Origin of the sequence: Microbacterium hydrocarbonoxydans (assembly GCF_900105205.1) — a bacterium.
Classification (GTDB): domain Bacteria; phylum Actinomycetota; class Actinomycetes; order Actinomycetales; family Microbacteriaceae; genus Microbacterium; species Microbacterium hydrocarbonoxydans.
The window spans coordinates 2986976-3007148 of record NZ_FNSQ01000005.1 but is presented as its reverse complement, the minus strand read 5'-3'; the positions used below and the strand labels follow the sequence as shown (position 1 = coordinate 3007148).

The following is a 20173-nucleotide window of genomic DNA, read 5'->3' as shown; positions in this document are numbered from 1 at the left end:
TGTACCTCATCCTCGGCTTCGGCGACTCCCGCTACCGCAGGGCCTGACGTGGTGGCATCCCGTCTGCATCTGGTCCGCCACGGTGAGGTGCACAATCCGAAGCGTGTGCTGTACGGCCGGCTGCCCGACTACCACCTGAGCCGCGCGGGGCGGAAGATGGCGAGCGCCGCCTCCGACCACATCGCGAGCCTGGATCGCTCGGTGGCCGGTCTCTATTCCTCGCCGCTGGAGCGCGCACAGGAATCCGCCGAGCCCTTCGCAGAGCACTTCGGCCTCACGCCGGAGATCGACATCCGACTCATCGAGCCCACCAACGTGTTCGAGGGTACGCAGATGCGCCGCTCGCTGCTGAACCCCGTCAACTGGTGGCATCTGCGTCAGCCGTCGCTGCCGAGCTGGGGCGAGCCGTATGCATCGATCGCCGAGCGGATGCTGGGGATGATGGCCGAGGCCTGGCGCTCCGTCGATGACGGCGATCTCGTGATGGTCTCGCATCAGGCGCCGATCTGGATCACGCACCTGCGGGTCGCGGGTCTGCCTCTCCGGCACGACCCGCGTACCCGCCGCTGCGCGCTGTCGAGCGTCACCTCGTTCGAGCTGGTCGGCGACGTCTGGCGTGAGGTCGACTACGCCGAACCCGCAGCGACGGGTGGCGCCGTCGACGTCGGCGCGGTCTGATCATCTCGGCGCGGTCTGATCAGCGCGGCGCGGTGCGTCGCGGTGCCCGTCGGGCGCCGGCTCGCGACCACTCTCAGCGGGCCATCAAGGACTGCATGACGCCGACCGCTGCCAGCTGCCCTGCCGCTGCTGCCAGCAGCACGGAGGCCATCGGGCCGGGGAGCGAGGCGCGGTGCGCGAGGTCGCCCGCCGCGAAGACCCCCGCGAGCGAGGTGCGTCCGAAGTCGTCGATCTCGATCGACCCGGAGGGCAGCAGGGTCAAGCCCAGCTGATCCGCGAACGGCGCCCGATGGCGCAGCGACCCCGAGGCCACGAAGACTCCGGCCACCGTCTGCTCGGCCGTCTTCGTGCTGAGCCGCACTCCGTCGCCGTCGGGCGCGACGGTGGTGACAGGTGCGAGGCTGACGCGGGCTCCGAGGCCCTCGAGTGCTCGGGTCTCGTCGGCCGTGAACGGCTGCTCGACCGGGAAGACCGTGATGTCGCCGACGATGCGGCCGAGCAGCCCGATCAGGTGCTCGGCGCGAGGCGCGGCACCGAGGATGCCGATGGGCATCCCGGCATGCTCATGGCCGTCGCAGAACGGGCAGATGAACGCCCTCGTGCCCCACAGCTCCTGCAGCCCCGGCACGGGCGGCAGGTCGTCGGCGACGCCGGTGGCGAGGATCACGTGACGAGCCTCGACGGTGTCGCCGTCGGCCAACTGCACGGAGAACGTCGCATCGATCGGAGTGACGGTCGTCGCGCCGACGTCGCGGATCTCGACATCGGCGTACTCCGCGAGCTGCGCGCGCGCCGTCGCCCGGAACTCCGCCGGGGGAGTGCCGTCGTTCGCGACGACGTTGTGCATGTGCAGCACGGTGCCGTTGCGGTAGTCGCCGGAATCCAGCAGCAGCGTCGAGCGATGCATCCGCCCGAGAGTCAAGGCGGACTGGAGGCCGGCGGGGCCTGCGCCGATCACGATCGCGTCATACATGTGGGGTCCTTCCGAGGGTGCTCGCTTGCGTTCTCGTCCAGTGTGTGGCTTCATGTCAACATGAAGTCAAGCGTCGTGAACCCATGGTCCGTCGGCGAGGTCGCCGCGAAGTTCGATCTGCCCACGAACGTGCTCCGGCACTGGGAGTCGGTCGGGCTGCTCACCCCCGCGCGCGATGCGGCGGGTCGGCGCCGCTACGGGCAGGACGAGGTCGTGCGCATCGCGGTGATCCAGCGCAGCAAGGCGGCCGGGATGACGCTCGACCAGATCGGCGTGATGCTCGACGACGGCGCCGCCGAGCGTCACCAGGTGCTGCAGCGCCACCTCGACGACCTCGACAGCCGGATGGAGGAGATGCGGCGGTCGCGCGAGATGACCGAGCATGCGATGGGATGCCGATCGCACGACATCGCCACGTGCCCCCGATTCCGGGCCAGCGTGGCCGACGTGCTGGCGCGGCTCTGACCGCCTCCGGGCGGCTCGCACGTCCGGCCCATGCATAGGAACCCCCGCGTAAACTGGGAATCGTGCCACTCGCCTCGACGGTTCGTCCGATCCGCAGCGGCCGCCCCTCCCGCATCCGGCCTTCTCGCCGCGCGGTCGGTGTCGCGCTCGCCGCGGTGCTCGCCATCGGTCTGAGCGCCTGCGCTCCCGATCCTGTGAACGACTCGTTCCTCAGCGGTGACAACCCCGGATACGTCGCAGCCGACGGTGCGATCGTCGAGATCCCCGTCGCGGAGCGGGGCGAGCCGGTCGCCGAGTTCAGCGGCGTCACCGAGAACGGCGACGACTTCGACAGCTCCGAGCTCGCCGGCAAGGTGACGGTCGTCAACTTCTGGTACGCCGGGTGCGCGCCGTGCCGCGTCGAGGCCGAGGACCTCGAGAGCGTCTGGCAGGAGCAGGGCGGCGACGACGTGGCCTTCCTCGGCATCAACACGCGCGACCAGGCGGACACGGCGCAGGCCTTCTCCGACGAGTTCGGCGTGACATACCCCAGCCTGATCGACGTCGACACCGCCGAGGCGAAGCTCGCTTTCGCCTCGTCCGTGCCGATCCAGGCGACGCCCACCACACTCGTGCTCGACAAGCAGGGCAGGGTGGCCGCGCGCATCATCGGCCCGATCGACGGCACCTCGATCCTCTCGACGCTCGTCAAGGACGCGCTCGCGGAGGACTCGTGACCCTCTCGGGGGCGCGGTGAACCCCGAAGCCATCATCGGATCCGGCGCCCTCTGGCTCGCCATCCCCGTCGCGATGCTCGCCGGCCTGGTCTCGTTCCTGTCGCCGTGCGTGCTGCCGCTGGTGCCTGGTTACCTCGGATTCCTCGGGGGAGCGGTCACGCCTCGCCGTTCCGCGAGCACGGCCGACGGCACCGCGGTCTCGACGGTCGAGGCCCCCGCGCGCGGCCGACTCGTGCTCGGGGTGCTGCTGTTCATCCTCGGCTTCAGCCTGGTGTTCGTCTCGCTGACGGCGCTCGGCGGGCTGGCGAACGTCTTCCTGCTCCAGTGGGGCGAGCTCATCACGCGCATCCTCGGCGGTGTGATCATCCTGATGGGCCTCGTCTTCCTCGGCCTCTTCGGCTTCGCGCAGCGCGAGCTGCGGTTCCATGTGGACTCGAAGGCCGGCCTGATCGGCGCACCGCTGCTGGGTGTCGCGCTCGGCATCGGCTGGGCGCCGTGCCTCGGCCCGACCCTGACCGCCATCTTCGCCCTCTCGTTCAACGCGGGCGACCCGGTGCGTGCGGGCATGCTCGGCCTGGCGTACTCGCTCGGGCTCGGCATCCCGTTCCTGCTCGTCGCGCTCGGATTCGGGTGGGCGACGAAGGCGATCGGGTTCCTCCGCCGACACATCCGCGTGGTGAACATCATCGGCGGAGTTTTGCTGATCGTCCTCGGCCTGCTCATGCTGACGGGGCTCTGGACGGAGATCATGTCGAGACTGACGGCGGTGATGAACAGTGTCATCCTCCCGCTCTGATCAGAAGAAGACGCATCGGAAGGATGACGTGAGCAGCACAACCGAGAGGTCAAGCGACCCGCTCCGCCCGTCGGACCACGTCGACGGCGAGGAGTCGATCACGCAGCCGCGTCTCGGCTTCGTGGGATGGCTGCGCTGGGGCTGGCGTCAGCTGACCTCGATGCGCACCGCGCTCATCCTGCTTCTCGTGCTCGCCATCGCCGCGATCCCCGGGTCGATCTTCCCGCAGCGCATGGCCGACCCGAACGGCGTGACGCAGTGGGAGCGCGAGAACCCCGATCTCTTCCCGGTGCTCGACGCGCTCAAGCTCTTCGACGTGTACCTGTCGCCCTGGTTCTCGGCGATCTACCTGCTGCTGTTCGCCTCGCTGGTCGGATGCGTGATCCCGCGCATCCGCCACCACGCCAAGGCCCTGCAGGCGCGCCCCCCGCGCACCCCGGCTCGGCTGCAGCGGCTCGCGGACTTCCGCGCTGTTCGCCGCACGTCGACGGACGCTCCCGCCGAGGCTGCAGCCACGATCGACATCGCGACGAAGCAGCTGAAGGCGCTGGGATACCGGGTCGAGCGCTACGACACCGGTCGTTCCTCCTCCGTCTCCGCCGAGCGCGGATACTGGCGTGAGACAGGCAACCTGCTCTTTCACCTCGCCCTGGTCGGCGTTCTCATCACGGTCGGCGTCGGCGGCGGATTCGCCTACACGGGGCAGCGGGTGCTGGTCGAGGGGGAGACCTTCGCCAACACCCTGCTCGACTACGACTCCATGAACCGCGGCCGGTTCGTCGGTGACGGAGCGCTCGCGCCCTACTCGATGCGCCTCGACAGCTTCGACGTGACCTACCAGCCGTTCGGCGAGCCTGGCTCCGGTCAGGCAGGTGACTTCTCGGCGAACGTCACGGTGCTCGAGAACGGCGAGGAGCGCACCGGATCGGTCAAGGTGAACGAGCCGCTCGGCGTCGCCGACGACAACGTCTTCCTGCTCGGCAACGGCTACGCGCCCACCATCACCGTGCGCGACCCCGACGGCACGGTCGTGTTCACGAACAGCACGCCGTTCCTTCCGCAGGACAACAACATGACCTCGCTCGGCGTCATCAAGATCCCGGACGGCCTCAGCGAGCAGGTCGGTCTCGTCGGCTTCTTCTACCCGACCACCGGCGTGCTCGACACGGGGGCCTTCTTCTCGGGCTTCGGCGACCTGACGAACCCGACGCTCACGCTCGACGTGTACACCGGCGATCTGGGCATCAACGAAGGAGTCCCGCGGTCGGTCTACGTGCTCGACACCACCGGGATGACCAAGGTCACCGGTCGCACCACCGACCTCGAGTCGATCGAGCTGACGCCCGGCCAGACCGCCGACCTGCCGAACGGCATGGGCACGGTGACGTTCGAGGACGAATCGCCTGCGGGAGCGACGGATGCCTCGCAGTCCGTCAAGCGCTTCGCGTCGCTGCAGATCCACCGCGACGCCTCCGGTCCGTGGGTGCTCGGCTTCGCGCTGCTCGCGCTCGGCGGACTCATGCTCGCCCTCTTCATCCCGCGTCGCCGCGTCTGGGTCAAGGCCACCGCAGCCGACGGCGGCGTCGAGCTGGAGTACGCCGGCCTCGCCCGAGGTGAGGACCCGACGCTCGCGACGGCCGTCGACGACCTCGTCGCCGGTCACGCCCGTCTGATGGACGCCTCCGGAGTGACGACCGCGGTCGCCGACGAGCCGGCGGCCGACGACGACGCAGAACCCGCATCCGACACCCCGAAAGTAGACTGACACCATGTTCGACCTCGAAGTGATCTCGCCGATCCTGCTGTGGACGGCGATCGCGGTCTACGCGGCGGCCTTCGTGGCTTTCGCCTTCGACCTCGCCCGGCGGTCTCAGCTGTCGGCCGATGCGGCGAGCGTCCGCGAGTTCGAGCTGGTCGGCGCAGGGGCGAAGGCGGCCACCGGGTCGAGCGGCGGGGCATCCGGATCCGATGCGGCTCCGCAGCGCTTCGTGATGGCGCGCATCGGCACCTCGCTGACCGTCCTCGCCTTCCTGTTCCACTTCGCGGCGACCCTGACCCGCGGACTCGCCGCCGGTCGGGTGCCGTGGGCGAACCTCTACGAGTTCGCCATGATGGGGACGCTGCTGATCGTCGCGGTGTTCCTCGTCGTCCTCACGCGCATCGACCTGCGCTTCCTCGGCACCTTCATCACCGGCCTCGTCGTCGTACTGCTCGGCCTCTCGGCGACGAACTTCTACGTCGACGTCTCGCCGCTGATGGACCCGCTCAAGAGCGTCTGGCTCGTCATCCACGTGTTCGTGGCGTCGCTCGGCACGGCGTTCTTCGCCCTGGCGTTCGCACTGTCCGTCATCCAGCTCATGCAGTCCCGCCGGGAGCGTCTGATCTCGGAGGGGGCGGAGAAGACCGGACCGGGATTCCTGCGCACCTTCCCCGGCTCGGAGCGCCTGGAGAGCATGGCGTACCGGTTCACGATCATCGGCTTCATCCTCTGGACGTTCACGCTCATCGCGGGTTCGATCTGGGCGTATTACGCCTGGAGCCGCTTCTGGGGCTTCGACGTGAAGGAGACCTGGACCTTCGTGATCTGGGTGCTCTACGCCGGATACATCCACGCGCGCGCGACCCGCGGCTGGCGCGGCAACCCGTCAGCCTGGCTGGCGATCGTCGGCTTCTCGGCCGTGCTCTTCAACTTCACGATCGTCAACGTGTTCTTCAAGGGCCTGCACGCCTACTCCGGCCTGAGCTGAGCCGGCGTCAGCCGAACGAGCGGATCCCCAGCGGGATGACCTCCGCGTGCTCGACGCCGTCTTCGTACCAGACGAACTCCGCGTCGTGCACGATCTCGGAGGGGCGCGAGCTCAGCGATCTCCGCGACTTGTGCGACAGCTCGGTCCAGGCGGCGGGGGCGAGGGTCTTCGCGTAGAGGACCGAGAGGTGGAACGTCCACTCCTCGGTCGGGCGCTCGTCGAGGCGGCGGAAGTCCGTCGTCTCGAGCGCCGCACTGAGGTTGGCGTACGCGGACACGAGGGTCGCCGTGCGCCGGAGGCGCAGGATCACGACCTGCCAGGGGGCGGGGAACACGTCGACCGCCTCGGCGACGACCTCCACCGGACGCTGTGCCACGGCCCACTCGCGGATCAGCGCGAGCAGCTCGTCACGCCGCTCCGGCTCATGGAAGGCGCGCAGCGTGACGTGCTCGGTATGCGGGTGAGGCGCATCGAGGCGTCCGAGCGCGGACCGCTGCTCGGCACGGTAGACGTCGGAGACGGCGGTGCGCGGACGCAGCACGAGGTACTGCTGCCCCTCCAGCGAAGCGAGCTGGGCGGGAGAGGTCATGAAAGGGCGACGCATCCCCCGATCGTACGTGCGCGGGGCGCTGCCCGTGTACCGCGCATCGGTCGTGCGTCACGGATTCCACTCCACGACTCCGGAGATCTCGAGCACGCATGCGACGCGACCCGCGTATTCCCTGGCCTGACACGCGGTAGCGGGCCCGAGGACCCCCGGATCTCCGGAGTCATGGATGATGAACGCGAACGAGTGATCGTCAGAAGGTGGCGAACGCCGCCTTCGCCGACGTCGTGCGTCGCAGAGCCACGACCAGGGTCGTCGCGACGAGCGCCAGCACACCCCAGACCACGAGGGCCGCGGCCGCGCCCCCGTTCGCCGCGATCAGGCCCGAGAACGCGGATGCCGTGGGCAGCGCCGCACCGAGGTCGGCGAGCCACCCCGGCACGGTCGAGATCAGGCCCGTCGCGACCGCGAGGACTCCGATGAGCGCGCTCACCCAGCGGCCGACACCCCCGAACAGCGCGACCAGCGCCTGGTTCACGGCGGCGAAGACGATCCCCGCGAGCACGGCGATACCGGCGAACGACCACCAGGCGGCGGCGTCGTAGCTCGCGACGAACTGCACGATGAGCGAGACCAGCAGGCCCTGAGCGGCCCCGATCGCCGCGGCGGGAGCGAAGGCGCGGAGGGCGAGTGCTGCCGACGACCGCCGCGAGGTCAGTGCGCGAGCCGTGTACGAGCGCATCACGAGGAATGACGCGAGCGCGCCGAACCACAGCACCACCGCCGTGAGCAGCGGGATCGCGGTCGGGCCGAAGATGGTGCCGGCATCCGCTCCTTCGGATGAGACGGGGTCCGCGATCACCGCGGCGAGCGAGGTCGACTCCGAGTCGCTGAACGAGGGGAGTGAGTCGGATGCCGTCTGCAGACCGCCCGCGAGATCACCGGTCCCGGTCGCGAGCGTGTCGAGACCGGACGAGAGCTCGGTGGCTCCGGTCGCGAGCTCGGTGGCTCCGTCGGAGAGCTGACCGGCTCCGGTGGCGAGTGCGCGTGCACCGGCCGCCGACTGGTCGAGTCCGTCGGTGGCGAGCTGGTTCAGGCCGTCGGCGAGCGTCGTCGCTCCGGAGCCGGCCTCACGGAACTGCGAGGCGAGCTCGGCCGATGCACCCTTGTCGAACTCCTGAAGAGCAAAGACCGTGCCGGCGGCAGCGCGGGATGCCTGTGTCGTCGTCGTGGCCAGCGTGTTCGCCGCGGTGCCTGCGGTGTCGAGCTCGGCGCAGAACTCCGGCGTCGCCGCCGTGTCGCACTTCGCGATGAGCGCTGCGAGCTGGGTCGAGACGCCGGAGGCGCCGGTCGCCACCTGCCCCGACAGTGCGGCGCTGCCCTTCGCCGCATCGGAGACCGGGGCCGGGACGATTCCGGTCGCCTCCAGCTGCGCCGCGCCGTCGGTGAGACCGGCGCCGAGGGTGGCGGCTCCGTTCGCGGCCTCACGCGTCTTCGACGCCAGGGTGTCGAGCCCCGAGGCCAGCGATGACGCGCCCGTACCGAGGTCGCCCGCACCTGAGGCGAGCTGGGTCGCGCCGTCCGGGATGGCCGCCGCGCCGGTCGCGGCATCCCGTGCACCGGTGGCGAGCTTCACCGCACCGTCCGCCGCGTCGCCGATCTGGTCGCCGATCGTGGTGAAGCCGACGAGGATGTTCTCCGTCGTCGCCTCCGACAGGAGCGTGCCCATGCTCGACGCCGCGACGTTCGCGATCTGGCTCGTGATGAGGTCGTCGGCGACGAGGCCGTCGTCCGGGGTGGTCACCCTGATGGTCGCCTGCTCGGCATCGCCTCCGCCGTCCGCGACCGCCTGGCCCGCAGACGTCGCGGCGGAGGAGAAGTCCTCGGGGATCGTGATGACCGCCTGGTACGAGCCGTCCGCCAGGCCGTCGGCCGCATCCTCCTCGTTCGAGATGATCCAGGTGAGGTTGGAGTCGAGGTCGTCCGAGCCTTCGACGAGGCCCGAGGCGAGCTGGCGTCCGAGCGGCGTCAGCTGACCGTCGATCTCGACCGGCTCGTCGAGGTTCACGATCGCGGCGGTCATCGAGTCCAGACGCTCGGTCGGATTGTGCAACGCCGAGACGAGGATGCCTCCGACCGCTGCGGGCAGCAGCAGGATCCCGAGGATGGTCAGCCAGGTGATGGGCTTGCGCGAACGGACGCGCTCGATGGGGAGGGTCATGCGGTCACCTCGGTCGATTCGGTGGTGTCGTCTGCGTCGTGCGGCACAGGGTATGCGGTGCGCCCGTGCGCCACGGGCGTGTCGATGTCGATCAGGTCGGCAGGGGTGCGGCCGGCCGCCTCGAGGACGTCGAGAGCGGCTTCGGGGGAGAGCGCCGTGAGCACGACGGCCGTGCTCCGACGGGCGTCGCGCAGACGCGCGGCGAGCTGATCGCGCGCGGGCGGCGACAGGCGGTCGACGCCGTCGATCACGACGAGCGCAGGCCTGCCTCGCAGCGCTTCGGACAGGTCCGCCGACAGGTCGGACGTGTCAGCGGTGAGCACGGCACCGACGTGCGCGCGCACCCAGGCGGCGCGACCGGGCAGCAGGTGTCCGGCCACTCTGAGGCGTCCGTCTCCCGGCGTCACGCGACCCGCGATGGTGAGCGCGAGTGCGCGGAGCGCGCCGACCGACGAGCCGGTGAGCACGGCGGATGCTCCGGGTGCGACTCGCAGGTGCAGACCCTCGACCTCGGCATCCGTGATGGTCAGGTCGTCCGCCGCGACGACGGAATCGTCTCCCGGCCACTCCGCCAGGTGGCGCTCGCGCTCGACGGCCTCGCCCTCGATGTCGACGCTCGGGAGGATCCGCTCGAGCCAGGCGGGGATCTCCCAGGCGCGCTCGCCGAGGATCGCCATGAGCGCGGGGATCAGCGTCATCCGCACCAGGAACGCGTCGATCGCGATGCCGGCGGCGAGGCCGAGGGCGATCGGCTTGAGCGACGAGTCGCCCTCGGGGACGAAGGCCACGAACACCGCGAACATGATGAGTCCTGCCGCCGTGACGACCTTCGCCGATCCCGTGAAGCCGCTGCGGACAGCGCGCAGTGCGGCGGCGCGACGGACGGCACGGTCCGGATGCCTCGCCTCAGGGTCGTGCACGAAGTCCTCGCGCATCCGCGACACCAGGAAGACCTGGTAGTCCATGGCGAGCCCGAACAGCACGCCCATCAGGATGATCGGCATGAAGCTGATGATCGGGCCGACCTTCGCCACGTGCAGAGCATCGGCGAACCAGCCCCATTCGAACACCGCGCCCACGATGCCGAACGCGGCGACGATCGAGAGCAGGTATCCCGCCGCGGCTGTGAGCGGCACCCAGAGCGAGCGGAAGACGATGGTCAGCAGGATCAGCGACAGACCGATCACGAAGAGGCCGAAGGGGAGGAGCGCGTTGCCGAGCTGGTCGGAGATGTCGATGCCGACCGCGGTGAAGCCGGTCACCTTGAGGTCGATGCCGAACTCGTCGAGCCATTCGTCGTGGTGCGAGCGCAGCTCACGCACGAGATCGGCGGTGGCGGGGTCATCCGGCGCCGTCTCGGGGACGACCTGGACGATGCCGGTGTCGGCGGTCTCGTTCGGGGTCGCGAGGGCGACCTCCTTGACGCCGTCGATCTTCGCGACCTCGTCGCCGAGATCTTCCATCAGGGTGAGCGGATCGGTCGAGGTGACGATCGTCCCGGTGAGGATCAGCGGGCCGTTGAATCCGGGGCCGAACTCCTCGCCGACGAGGTCGTAGCTCTGCCGCGCCTCGGAGTCCTGCGGCAGCACACCCGCGTTGGGCAGCGCGAGATTCAGGCTGAGCGCGGGCACGGCGACGATGCCCAGTCCGAGCACCACCGCGAGGGACACGAGGATCGGACGCTTCGTGACACCCGTCACCCATCGGTCGCTGAAACGTCGATGGGCGGCGGGGGTCGACTCGCCCTTCTTCGCCTTCGGCGCTCGCCGCGGACGGCCGGCCACGCGCCCCTTCATGAACCCGAGGAGGGCCGGTGTGAGCGTCACGGCGATGGCGACGGCGACCGCCACTGCGGCGGACGCGGCGATCCCCATGGTCGTCAGGAACGGGATGCCGGCGAAGCCGAGTCCGATCAGCGCGATCAGCACCGTCACCCCGGCGAACACGACCGCGGATCCGGCCGTGCCGACCGCTCGCGCCGTGGACTCCTCGGGGTCGATACCCTCGCGGACCTGGTCCTGGTGTCTGGCCATGATGAAGAGGGCGTAGTCGATGCCGACCGCGAGCCCGAGCATCAGGGCGAGGAGCGGAGTGGTCGAGGAGACGGTGGCGAACGCGGTGGCGGCGAAGATGCCTGCCATCGAGATGCCCACGCCGAGCACGGCGGTCAGGAGCGGGAGACCGGCGACGACGAACGAGCGGAAGGTGGCGATCAGCACGAGCAGGGCGATCAGGAGGCCGACGGCCTCGGTCAATGTCACGCCGGGGATGGAGGTGGCGAAGAGGTCGCCGCCGAGCTTGGTCTGCGATCCCGCCGGGAGCTCGTCCGCCAGATCGGCGACGACGCCGCGGAGGTCGTCCTTGGTCGCATCCGAGACGTCTGTCGACTGACCGTCGAACTGCAGGCGGATGATGCCGGCTGTCTCCTTCTCATTCACCATGCCGCTGACGTTCTCGTCGAAGGGCGACGTTGCCGACAGCACGGAGTCGTCGAGATCGGCGAGCTGCTCGACGGCATCATCGATGTCTTCGCGGTAGGGGTCATCCGTGATGGCATCGCCGTCTGCCGCGACGACGATGATCTGCGCGCTCGTGCCGCTCACCGCCGGGAAGGATCGGTTCAGCTGCTCGAGGCCCGCCTGCGACTCCGTACCCGGGATCGAGAACGAGTTGTCGGTACCCGCTCCGAGCACGAGCGCACCCGCGCCGGCGATGCCGAGGGCGAGGAGCCAGGAGACGAGGACGCGCCACGGGTGCCGGTAGGACCAGCGGCCGAGGGACGACAGGAGTGTGGACACGGGGCTCCTCAGGGAACGTGGGCTGGATACACAGGTGTATCCAATACATAGATGTATCGTAAGGTGGCACGTCCCCGGAAAACTGTGTACGGGGTGTGAGAATGAGAGGCAGGAGGATTCGATGACGACACCCGCCACCCGCAGCCGCGAGAACACGCGCGCCCGGCTTCTGGACGCCGCCGCACAGGTGTTCGCCGAGGTCGGCCTCGACGGCGCCTCGGTCGAAGCGGTCTGCGATCGCGCCGGCTTCACCAGAGGAGCCTTCTACTCCAACTTCGAGTCGAAGGACGAGCTGTTCCTGATGCTGGCCGGCAGCGTCGCCGAGCAGCGCGTCAATGCCGTGCGCACGCGTGTCGACGAGATCGCCGCGGACGGTGGACTGTCCGAGGGCTGCGACCCCGTCGAGCTCGTGCAGCAGATCATGGATGCCGGAGGTGACGACCGTCTGGGCGTGATGCTCATGAGCGAGATCCGCATCCGCGCACTGCGTGACCAGCAGTTCGGTGCCGCCTACCTCGCGCAGGAGCGCGAGATGGTGTCGAGCATCGCCATCATCATCACCGACATCGTCTCGGTCAGCTCGCTCGAACTCAGGGTGCCGGCCGAGGAGGCCGCCCGCATGCTCATGATCATCTGGGAGGGCATGACCGTTCGCGGGGCGATGGCCGGTCAGGACTCAGGGCAGCTCCGTCACACCAGCGGCGAGGAGCTCGGGCGTCTCGTCCAGTTGCTGCTCGCCGAGTGAGCCCGCGCGGTATCCGGTGAACTGAGCCTGCTGTTAAGACAGATGCAGGCCGAGAAGACGGATGCATGCCGAGACGACCCGTTTCGGCATGCATCCGTCTTCTCGGCATGCAGGTGAGTGTCGGGGAGGGGAGGTCAGGGTCCGGACCGGTCTCTGTCAGCGGGCGTCGAGCACGGCGTAGCATCGCTCGAGGCGCTCGAGCCACCAGTCGCGCCGGTCGTCCGCTGCCGCGAGGCGGGTGAGCGCGGCGCCATCCGGTATCACGCGCGCGGCCGAGATCGATCCGTCCTCGGGGCGAAGCTCGGCTACGTCGTCGAGGAACAGGGATGACGTGCCCAGGCCGCAGTCGTAGTCGAGGCGCGGCAGCGCGGCAGCGAGGGCCGCGCCCTGGGAGAGCCCGACGGCGGTGTCGAGCGCGCTCGAGACGACCACGGGGAGTCCGGCGGCCGTCACGATCTGCAGAGCGTGGGTGACGCCCCCGAGCGGCTGCGCCTTGATCACGAGCAGGTCGGCGGCCTTCTCGCGTGCGACAGCGAGGGGGTCGGACGACTTGCGGATGCTCTCGTCCGCCGCGACCGGAATGCCCATGTACTTCACGCGGGCGCGCAGCTCGGCCAACTCCGGCACCGTGGCGCACGGCTGCTCGACGTACTCGAGATCGAACTCGTTCAGTGCGTGCACGGCGTGCTCGGCCTCGTCGACGTTCCAGAGGCCGTTGGCGTCGACACGGATGCGGCCCTCCGGCCCCATCGCCTCGCGCACCGCGCGCACCCGGGCGACGTCGTCGGCGAGAGTCTGCCCCGGCTCTGCGACCTTGACCTTCGCGGTCCGGCATCCGGCGAACCGGGCCAGGACCCCTGCGACGGCCGCGGCGTCGATCGCCGGGATCGTCGCGTTCACGCCGATCCGCTCTCGAAGTGGTGTGGGCTGCGTGTTCCAGGCGAAGTCGACGGCCGCCGCGAGCCAGGTCGCGGCCTCGGCGTCGTCGTACTCGACGAACGGAGAGAACTCCGCCCAGCCCTCCGGCCCTTCGAAGAGCAGGGCCTCCCTGGTATCGACACCGCGGAACCGCGTGTGCATCGGAAGGGAGACGACTCGAGCCGAGCCGAGCAGATCTGCGAGTGCGGGGAGCATGTGCTCATTCTGCTCTGTCCGCGCCGCCTCGGGGGATCCGCCGTGCCGACGGCCGAGCCCCGCGCCACGCTTGCAGCACACGGAGATGTGTCATTGACAATGGTGTGTGACGCACACTAATGTGATCGACATGAACGAGATCCTCGACAAGCATCTGCAGGAACTGCGCCGCGGCACCGTGGTGCTGGCCTGCCTTCAGCTGCTGCGCACGGCGGGGTACGGCTACGGACTGCTCGAGGACCTCGAGCGCCACGGCTTCGCCACCGACGCGAACACGCTGTACCCGCTGCTTCGCAGGCTCGAGAAGCAGGAGTACCTCACGAGCGAGTGGAACACCGACGAGGCCAGGCCGCGCAAGTTCTACCGCACCTCGGAAGCCGGCATCCGGCTCGCCGACACCCTGACCGAAGAATGGCGCTCGCTCACGACGGCGATCGCGACCCTCACAGCCGAGGAGAACTGACATGACCACGACAGCCACGCTCACCGAGCGCTACATCAGCGCCACCATCCGCAGCCTCGCCCCCGAACTGCAGGACGACGTCCGTGCCGAGCTCGAGGCGTCGATCGCCGACGCGGTCGACGCCCGCCTCGAACAGGGCGAGTCGCCGACCGAGGCCGAACGCGCCGTTCTCACCGGGCTCGGCGACCCCGGCATCCTGGCCGCGGGGTACGCCGACCGTCCACTGCACCTGATCGGGCCGAAGTACTACCTCGTGTGGTGGCGCCTGCTGAAGCTGCTGCTCATCATCGTGCCGATCTGCGCGTTCGGCGGAGTCATGCTCGGACAGCTCATCGACGGCGCGCCGACCGGCGAGATCATCGGCACTTCGGTGGTCGCAGCCCTCGGTTCCATCGTGCACGTCGGGTTCTGGGTGACGCTCGTGTTCTTCATCCTCGAACGCACCGGCGCAGACACCGGTGTGAAGTGGAACGTCGACCAACTGCCGGAGCCGACGCAGAACGGGGCGGGACGGGCGGATGCGATCGCATCGCTGATCTTCCTGGTGCTCGGTGTGGGCGCCGTGCTGTGGGACGCGTTCATCGGATTCTTCCCGACCGGCGGTGAGCCGATCTCGATCCTCGACCCCGCGCTCTGGCCCTGGGGCATCACCTTCTTCTTCGCGCTGTTCGCCGCCGAGGCCCTGCTCGCCGTGGTGGTCTACGCCCAGCGGCGCTGGACGGTCGGAGCAGCGGTGGTCAACACCCTTCTCGCGGTCGTGTTCGCGGCATGGTCGCTGACGTTGCTGGTGCGGGGAGAGCTGCTGAACCCGGAGTTCCTGAGCTACGTCTTCACCGACAACGGCGTGACGGAGGAGACCATGCGGATCCTCACGGTGATCACGGGCTTCGGCCTGGTCGCGTTCCCGCTCTGGGACATCGTCGACGGATGGATCAAGACGGTCCGCGCCCGCCGCGGCTGAGCGGGAGAACGCAGACGGCGTCGCCTTCGCGGGCGGCGCCGTCTGTGCGTGCGACCCGGGCGGGAATAGGGTGGATCCGTGACCCACGCATTCGTCTCAGACCTCTTCGACCCGGACGAATGGGTGCTCGCGCCCGGTGCCGAGGACTACACCGACATCACGGCGCACGTGAGCACCGACGGGGGAGTCGCGCGCATCGCGTTCGACAGGCCGGAGGTGCGCAACGCCTTCCGCCCGCACACGGTCGACGAGCTGTACCGCGCACTGGACGACGCACGACAGAATCCGCGCATCGGCGCCGTGCTCCTGACCGGCAACGGTCCGAGCCCCAAGGACGGCGGCTGGGCGTTCTGCTCCGGCGGCGATCAGCGCATCCGCGGGCGTGACGGCTACAAGTACTCCGATGACGAGACGACCGTGCATGATCCCGCGCGGGCAGGTCGCCTGCACATCCTCGAGGTGCAGCGGCTCATCCGCTTCATGCCGAAGGTCGTGATCGCGGTCGTCCCGGGCTGGGCGGCCGGTGGCGGGCATTCGCTGCATGTCGTCTGCGACCTCACCATCGCCTCTGCGGAGGAGGCCAGGTTCAAGCAGACGGATGCCGACGTCGGCAGCTTCGATGCCGGATACGGCTCGGCGTACATGGCGCGACAGACCGGTCAGAAGTTCGCCCGCGAGGTGTTCTTCCTCGCCGAGGAGTACTCGGCGCAGCGCGCCTACGAGGCCGGGGCCGTCAACCGGGTCGTGCCTCACGCCGAGCTCGAGCGCGAGGCGCTGAAGATGGCGCGGACGGTGCTGACCAAGTCGCCGACGGCGATCCGGATGCTGAAGTTCGCGTTCAACGCGGTCGACGACGGTCTCGTCGGGCAGCAGGTGTTCGCGGGCGAGGCGACTCGCCTCGCCTACGGGACAGACGAGGCCGTCGAGGGCCGTGACTCGTTCCTGCAGAAGCGGGACGCGGACTGGTCCTCCTTCCCCTGGCACTACTGAGCGGATCGAGACGGACATGGTCGCCCTGATCCCGACGGATGCCGAGGACCCGGCCGCGCTCCGCGAGGCGTTGGCCCGTGCGCTCGACGGCGGCCCGGCACTCGGATTCGGCATGCTCGGCGACGCGCCCGACTGGGTTCCGCAGGGCACGGCGGCGGTCATTGCGACCTCCGGATCGAGCGGCATCCCCAAGCGCGTCGCGCTCAGCGGCGAGGCCCTGCGGGCGAGCGCCGATGCCACGGCCGCGCGCATCGGGAGCGGCCGCTGGCTGCTCGCCCTGCCTGCCGGGTACGTCGCCGGACTCCAGGTGCTGGTGCGCTCGCTCCTCGCAGGCACCCGTCCGGCGGCGCTCGACGGCCGGTTCTCACCCACCTCGTTCGCCGAGGCCACACTGTCGATGCTGCGTCCGTCCGAGGGTATGACGTCGATCCCCGAGCTCTATACCTCGCTCGTGCCGGCTCAGCTCTCGACGCTCCTCGACGCCTCAGACGACCGCCCCGTCCGGTCGGCGCTGCAGGCGTACCGCGCGATCCTCGTCGGCGGCCAGTCGCTGCCTGAGCCCCTTCGCGATCGCGCGGCCGACCTCGGCATCCGGCTCGTGCGCACCTACGGCTCGACCGAGACCAGCGGCGGATGCGTCTACGACGGGGTTCCGCTCGACACGGTGGCCGTGCGCACGGTCGACGGCGAGCTGAGGATCGCCGGTCCGATGCTGGCCGACGGCTACCTCGGCGACGGGGAGCTGACGGCCTCGGCCTTCTCGCGCGACGAGCACGGCATCCGCTGGTACCACACGGGAGATCTCGGACTGTTCGAGGACGGCGTGGTGCGCGTGCACGGCCGAGCGGACAACGTGATCGTCTCCGGAGGGATCAACATCTCCCTCGACCGCGTCGAGCGGCTCGTCCGCCGGGTACCCGGCCTCACCGGAGCGGTCGTCGTCGGCGTGCAGGACGACCGGTGGGGCGAGGCCTCCGTGATCGTGGCTGAGCGGGGCGAGGCGCTGCGGCGCAGCGAGGCGGAGCAGCTCGCCCACGCCCGCGACGTCGTCGCGGCCGAACTCGGCAAGCACGCGCGACCCGCCCGCCTGATCGTGGTCGACGAACTGGACGTCCTGTCGTCGGGCAAGCCGGACCGCGAGGCGATCCGCCGGGCCGTCGCCGAACTGCACTGATCCGCGGGATGGCGCATGCGGATCGCGCCCTGCCAGACTGGGGCATGGCCACCTACACGCACGGACATCACGCGTCCGTCCTCCGCTCCCACAGCGTCCGCGACATCGCGAACTCCGCCGAGTACCTCCGCCCGCACCTGACCGAGACGACCCGGCTGCTGGACGTCGGGGCGGGACCCGGAAGCATCACCGTCGACTTCGCGGGAGTGGTCGCGCAGGTCACCGCCATCGAGATCGACGAGAACGCGCTGTCGCTGTCCCGGACGCTCGCTGCGGACCGCGGCGTCGACAACATCGCATTCTCGGTCGAGGACGTGCACGCACTGAGCTTCGCGGATGACAGCTTCGACGTCGCGCACGCGCACCAGGTGCTGCAGCACGTCGGCGACCCGGTGCAGGCACTCCGCGAGATGCGTCGGGTCACCGCGCCGGGCGGCGTCGTGGCGGCGCGCGACGCCGACTACGCCGGCTTCCACTGGTTCCCGCTGCTCCCCGAGCTCGACCGCTGGCTAGACCTGTACCGGAAGGCTGCGCGTGCGAACGGAGGGGAGCCGGATGCGGGACGCCGACTCCTCGCGTGGGCGAGGGCGGCCGGCTTCGACGACGTCACGGCGACCGCCTCGACCTGGTGCTACGCGACTCCGGACGACCGGGCGTGGTGGGGCGGGATGTGGGCCGACCGCATCCTCGAGTCCGCGCTCGCGCGACAGCTGGTGGACAGCGATCTCGCGACCGTCGCCGACCTGCAGGACATCAGCGACGCCTGGAAGCGCTGGGCCGACGACGGCGACGGATGGTTCCTCGTGCCGCACGGCGAGATCATCGCGAGGGTGTGAACCCCGGCGGATACATCTGCAGGCGGATGCGAGCTCCATACCGCGCCGCGTAGCGTGGGGGAGTGATCCGCCCGCTCTCGCGCACGGCGCTGGCCCTCGACATCGTCGGGGCGGCGCTGCTCTTCGTCATCCTGACCCCGTTCTCGATCGTGTTCTACGGGCCGGGAGCCGTGGGACAGGGCGTCGACGGGACGACCGTGGCGGCCGTGGTGGTGTCGGGCATTCTGATGTGCGGCGGTGTCGCGATCGGCAGGCTCGCCCCCGGCCTCGCGCTCGCCGCAGCCTGGGCGGGAGCGATCGCGCAGATGATCGCCGGCTACGGCCCGCTGCCGATCGACTTCGCCATCCTCCTGGTGCTGTACGCGACGGCTGCCTGGGGCATACGAGCGGTGCTGTGGTGGGGGTTCGGCTCGGCGCTCTTCGGCGCGCTCGTGGCTGCCGTGTACATGGTGGTCGTCACGGGGGTCGTGTCCAGTGCCACCAGCGGATGGGATCAGGTCACCACCGGCACCCTGCTGCTCGTGCTCTGTGCGCTCGCGCTGGGGTTCGCCTGGGTCTGCGGTCTGCTGTGGCGCGTCGTCCTGAGGGCACGCGCGACCCGGTCCGCGCAGCTGCAGGCGGAGTCGCTCGCGGCCGAGGAGCAGGAGCGGGTGCGCATCGCCCGCGACATGCACGACATCGTCGCGCACTCGCTCGCCGTGGTGATCGCGCAGGCCGACGGTGCGAGATACGCTGCGGCGGCGAAGCCCGAGATGGCGACCGAGGCGCTCGGCACGATCGCCCAGACCGCGCGCGGAGCGCTGAGCGACGTACGCCTGCTGCTCACGCAGCTCCGCCACCGTCAGGGAGACGGCCCGCAGCCGACGCTGGCCGACCTGGAGACGCTGTTCGCCCAGGTGCGCCAGGCGGGGATCGAGCCGCGCATCACGGTCGATCCGACACCGCCGGGTGAGCCGCCGGGGGCGATCCAGCTCGCGGTGTACCGCATCCTGCAGGAGGCGCTGACCAACGCCATCCGCCACGGCGACGGGGCGGTCGACGTGCATCTGGCCTGGCTCGCCGATCGGGTCGACATCCAGGTGCGCAACACGGTCGGCCGGGAGCAGCCGCAGGTCGGTGGAGGGCACGGCGTGATCGGCATGCGCGAACGCGCGCAGCTCGTGGGCGGTAGCCTTCAGGCGGAGCGCCAGGGCGCGCAGTTCGTGGTCCGCGCGTCGCTTCCGATCGGAGAATCCGCATGATCAGGGTCGTCCTCGTCGATGATCAGGCGCTGTTCCGCGCCGGCGTGCGGATGCTGCTCGCCTCGCAACCCGACCTCGATGTCGTCGGCGAGGCGGCCGACGGGCGTGAGGCCATCGCCCTCGTCGCGACCACGCGACCGGATGTCGTGCTGATGGACATCCGGATGCCGGTGATGGACGGTCTCACCGCGACCGCCGAGATCCTCGCACAGCCCGATCCTCCCCGCATCGTGATGCTCACGACGTTCGACCTCGATGAGGCGGCGGCCAGGGCGATCCGTCAGGGAGCGAGCGGATTCCTGCTGAAGGATGCCGATCCCGAGTTCCTCCTGGCGGCGATCCGCACGGTCCACTCCGGGTCGAGCGTCATCGCCGCGTCGGCGACCAGAGAGCTGTTCGAGCACTTCGCGGAGGCGCCGAAGCCCGTGCCCCCGCAGTACTCCGCCCTCACCGACCGCGAGCGGGAGATCTTCGCGCTGGCGGCCAGGGGACTCTCCAACTCGGAGATCGCGGCCAGGGAGTACCTCAGTGAGGCGACGGTGAAGACGCACATCAGCCGCATCCTCACCAAGCTCTCCCTGCGTGACCGCGTCCAGCTGGTGGTGTTCGCCTTCGAGCACGGTCTGGCCTGACGTCCGCGGGATCATCCTTGCGATGTACGCGGATGCGTCGCCAGGGCGACGCGGCA

19 protein-coding genes are annotated in these 20173 nt (G+C 69.8%); 14 read left to right on the top strand and 5 right to left on the bottom strand.

What is annotated here, in order from left to right; translation table 11 throughout:
- Positions 1 to 48 precede the first annotated feature (48 nt).
- Positions 49 to 678, top strand: coding sequence for a histidine phosphatase family protein (locus BLW44_RS14745; protein ID WP_060927398.1), 630 nt, complete (start codon positions 49 to 51; stop codon positions 676 to 678).
- Between the two features lie 73 nt (positions 679 to 751).
- Here the strand turns inward: BLW44_RS14745 and BLW44_RS14740 are convergent, their stop codons facing one another.
- Positions 752 to 1651, bottom strand: a complete 900-nt coding sequence (locus BLW44_RS14740; protein WP_060927397.1) for an NAD(P)/FAD-dependent oxidoreductase — start codon at positions 1649 to 1651, stop codon at positions 752 to 754.
- Between the two features lie 60 nt (positions 1652 to 1711).
- Here BLW44_RS14740 and BLW44_RS14735 point away from each other — a divergent pair, with 60 nt between their 5' ends.
- The 5 genes from BLW44_RS14735 to ccsB all read left to right on the top strand — a co-directional run bounded on the left by BLW44_RS14735 (position 1712) and on the right by ccsB (position 6375).
- On the top strand, positions 1712 to 2116 hold the full coding sequence (locus BLW44_RS14735) for a helix-turn-helix domain-containing protein (protein ID WP_060927429.1): 405 nt from the start codon (positions 1712 to 1714) through the stop codon (positions 2114 to 2116).
- A 62-nt stretch (positions 2117 to 2178) separates the two neighbouring features.
- Positions 2179 to 2832 (top strand): TlpA family protein disulfide reductase, encoded by a 654-nt coding sequence (locus BLW44_RS14730; RefSeq protein WP_082724563.1) that lies wholly within the window; start codon positions 2179 to 2181, stop codon positions 2830 to 2832.
- 16 nt (positions 2833 to 2848) lie between these two features.
- Positions 2849 to 3628: a cytochrome c biogenesis CcdA family protein gene (locus BLW44_RS14725; protein ID WP_060927396.1), complete on the top strand. Its 780-nt coding sequence runs from the start codon at positions 2849 to 2851 to the stop codon at positions 3626 to 3628.
- A 28-nt stretch (positions 3629 to 3656) separates the two neighbouring features.
- Positions 3657 to 5393, top strand: a complete 1737-nt coding sequence (resB, locus tag BLW44_RS14720; RefSeq protein ID WP_060927427.1) for a cytochrome c biogenesis protein ResB — start codon at positions 3657 to 3659, stop codon at positions 5391 to 5393.
- Between the two features lie 4 nt (positions 5394 to 5397).
- Positions 5398 to 6375, top strand: a complete 978-nt coding sequence (ccsB, locus tag BLW44_RS14715) for a c-type cytochrome biogenesis protein CcsB (RefSeq protein WP_060927395.1) — start codon at positions 5398 to 5400, stop codon at positions 6373 to 6375.
- 7 nt (positions 6376 to 6382) lie between these two features.
- Here ccsB and BLW44_RS14710 read toward each other — a convergent pair whose 3' ends face one another.
- From BLW44_RS14710 to BLW44_RS14700, 3 genes are all read right to left on the bottom strand, one after another.
- The gene (locus BLW44_RS14710) at positions 6383 to 6979 is read right to left on the bottom strand and encodes a 2'-5' RNA ligase family protein (RefSeq protein WP_245647431.1); all 597 of its coding nucleotides are present in this window, start codon (positions 6977 to 6979) and stop codon (positions 6383 to 6385) included.
- Positions 6980 to 7175: 196 nt separating this feature from the next.
- Positions 7176 to 9143 (bottom strand): YhgE/Pip family protein, encoded by a 1968-nt coding sequence (locus BLW44_RS14705; protein WP_060927393.1) that lies wholly within the window; start codon positions 9141 to 9143, stop codon positions 7176 to 7178.
- Positions 9140 to 11941: an MMPL family transporter gene (locus BLW44_RS14700; protein ID WP_082724561.1), complete on the bottom strand. Its 2802-nt coding sequence runs from the start codon at positions 11939 to 11941 to the stop codon at positions 9140 to 9142. The genes BLW44_RS14705 and BLW44_RS14700 overlap by 4 nt, the downstream gene beginning before the upstream one ends.
- Positions 11942 to 12062: 121 nt before the next feature.
- Here BLW44_RS14700 and BLW44_RS14695 point away from each other — a divergent pair, with 121 nt between their 5' ends.
- Positions 12063 to 12686, top strand: coding sequence for a TetR/AcrR family transcriptional regulator (locus BLW44_RS14695; RefSeq protein ID WP_060927392.1), 624 nt, complete (start codon positions 12063 to 12065; stop codon positions 12684 to 12686).
- Between the two features lie 156 nt (positions 12687 to 12842).
- Here the strand turns inward: BLW44_RS14695 and BLW44_RS14690 are convergent, their stop codons facing one another.
- Positions 12843 to 13820 carry an o-succinylbenzoate synthase gene (locus tag BLW44_RS14690; RefSeq protein WP_060927391.1) on the bottom strand — a complete coding sequence of 326 codons (978 nt, stop codon included), beginning with the start codon at positions 13818 to 13820 and terminating at the stop codon, positions 12843 to 12845.
- 130 nt (positions 13821 to 13950) lie between these two features.
- On the opposite strand from BLW44_RS14690, the gene BLW44_RS14685 reads away from it, so the two are divergent.
- The 7 genes from BLW44_RS14685 (at position 13951) to BLW44_RS14655 (ending at position 20117) form a co-directional block, all read left to right on the top strand.
- Positions 13951 to 14283, top strand: coding sequence for a PadR family transcriptional regulator (locus BLW44_RS14685; protein WP_060927426.1), 333 nt, complete (start codon positions 13951 to 13953; stop codon positions 14281 to 14283).
- Position 14284: 1 nt separating this feature from the next.
- Complete coding sequence (locus tag BLW44_RS14680; RefSeq protein ID WP_060927390.1) at positions 14285 to 15244, top strand: permease prefix domain 1-containing protein; 960 nt, start codon at positions 14285 to 14287, stop codon at positions 15242 to 15244.
- A 78-nt stretch (positions 15245 to 15322) separates the two neighbouring features.
- Entirely contained in the window at positions 15323 to 16234 is a 912-nt protein-coding gene (locus tag BLW44_RS14675; protein WP_060927389.1) for a 1,4-dihydroxy-2-naphthoyl-CoA synthase, read from the top strand.
- Positions 16235 to 16250: 16 nt separating this feature from the next.
- Positions 16251 to 17408, top strand: coding sequence for an AMP-binding protein (locus BLW44_RS14670; RefSeq protein WP_074731863.1), 1158 nt, complete (start codon positions 16251 to 16253; stop codon positions 17406 to 17408).
- Positions 17409 to 17452: 44 nt separating this feature from the next.
- Positions 17453 to 18244: a class I SAM-dependent methyltransferase gene (locus BLW44_RS14665; RefSeq protein ID WP_060928605.1), complete on the top strand. Its 792-nt coding sequence runs from the start codon at positions 17453 to 17455 to the stop codon at positions 18242 to 18244.
- A gap of 62 nt (positions 18245 to 18306) precedes the next feature.
- Positions 18307 to 19485 carry a sensor histidine kinase gene (locus BLW44_RS14660; RefSeq protein ID WP_060928603.1) on the top strand — a complete coding sequence of 393 codons (1179 nt, stop codon included), beginning with the start codon at positions 18307 to 18309 and terminating at the stop codon, positions 19483 to 19485.
- Positions 19482 to 20117, top strand: coding sequence for a response regulator (locus tag BLW44_RS14655; protein WP_174521385.1), 636 nt, complete (start codon positions 19482 to 19484; stop codon positions 20115 to 20117). The genes BLW44_RS14660 and BLW44_RS14655 overlap by 4 nt, the downstream gene beginning before the upstream one ends.
- The last annotated feature ends 56 nt before the right edge of the window (positions 20118 to 20173 follow it).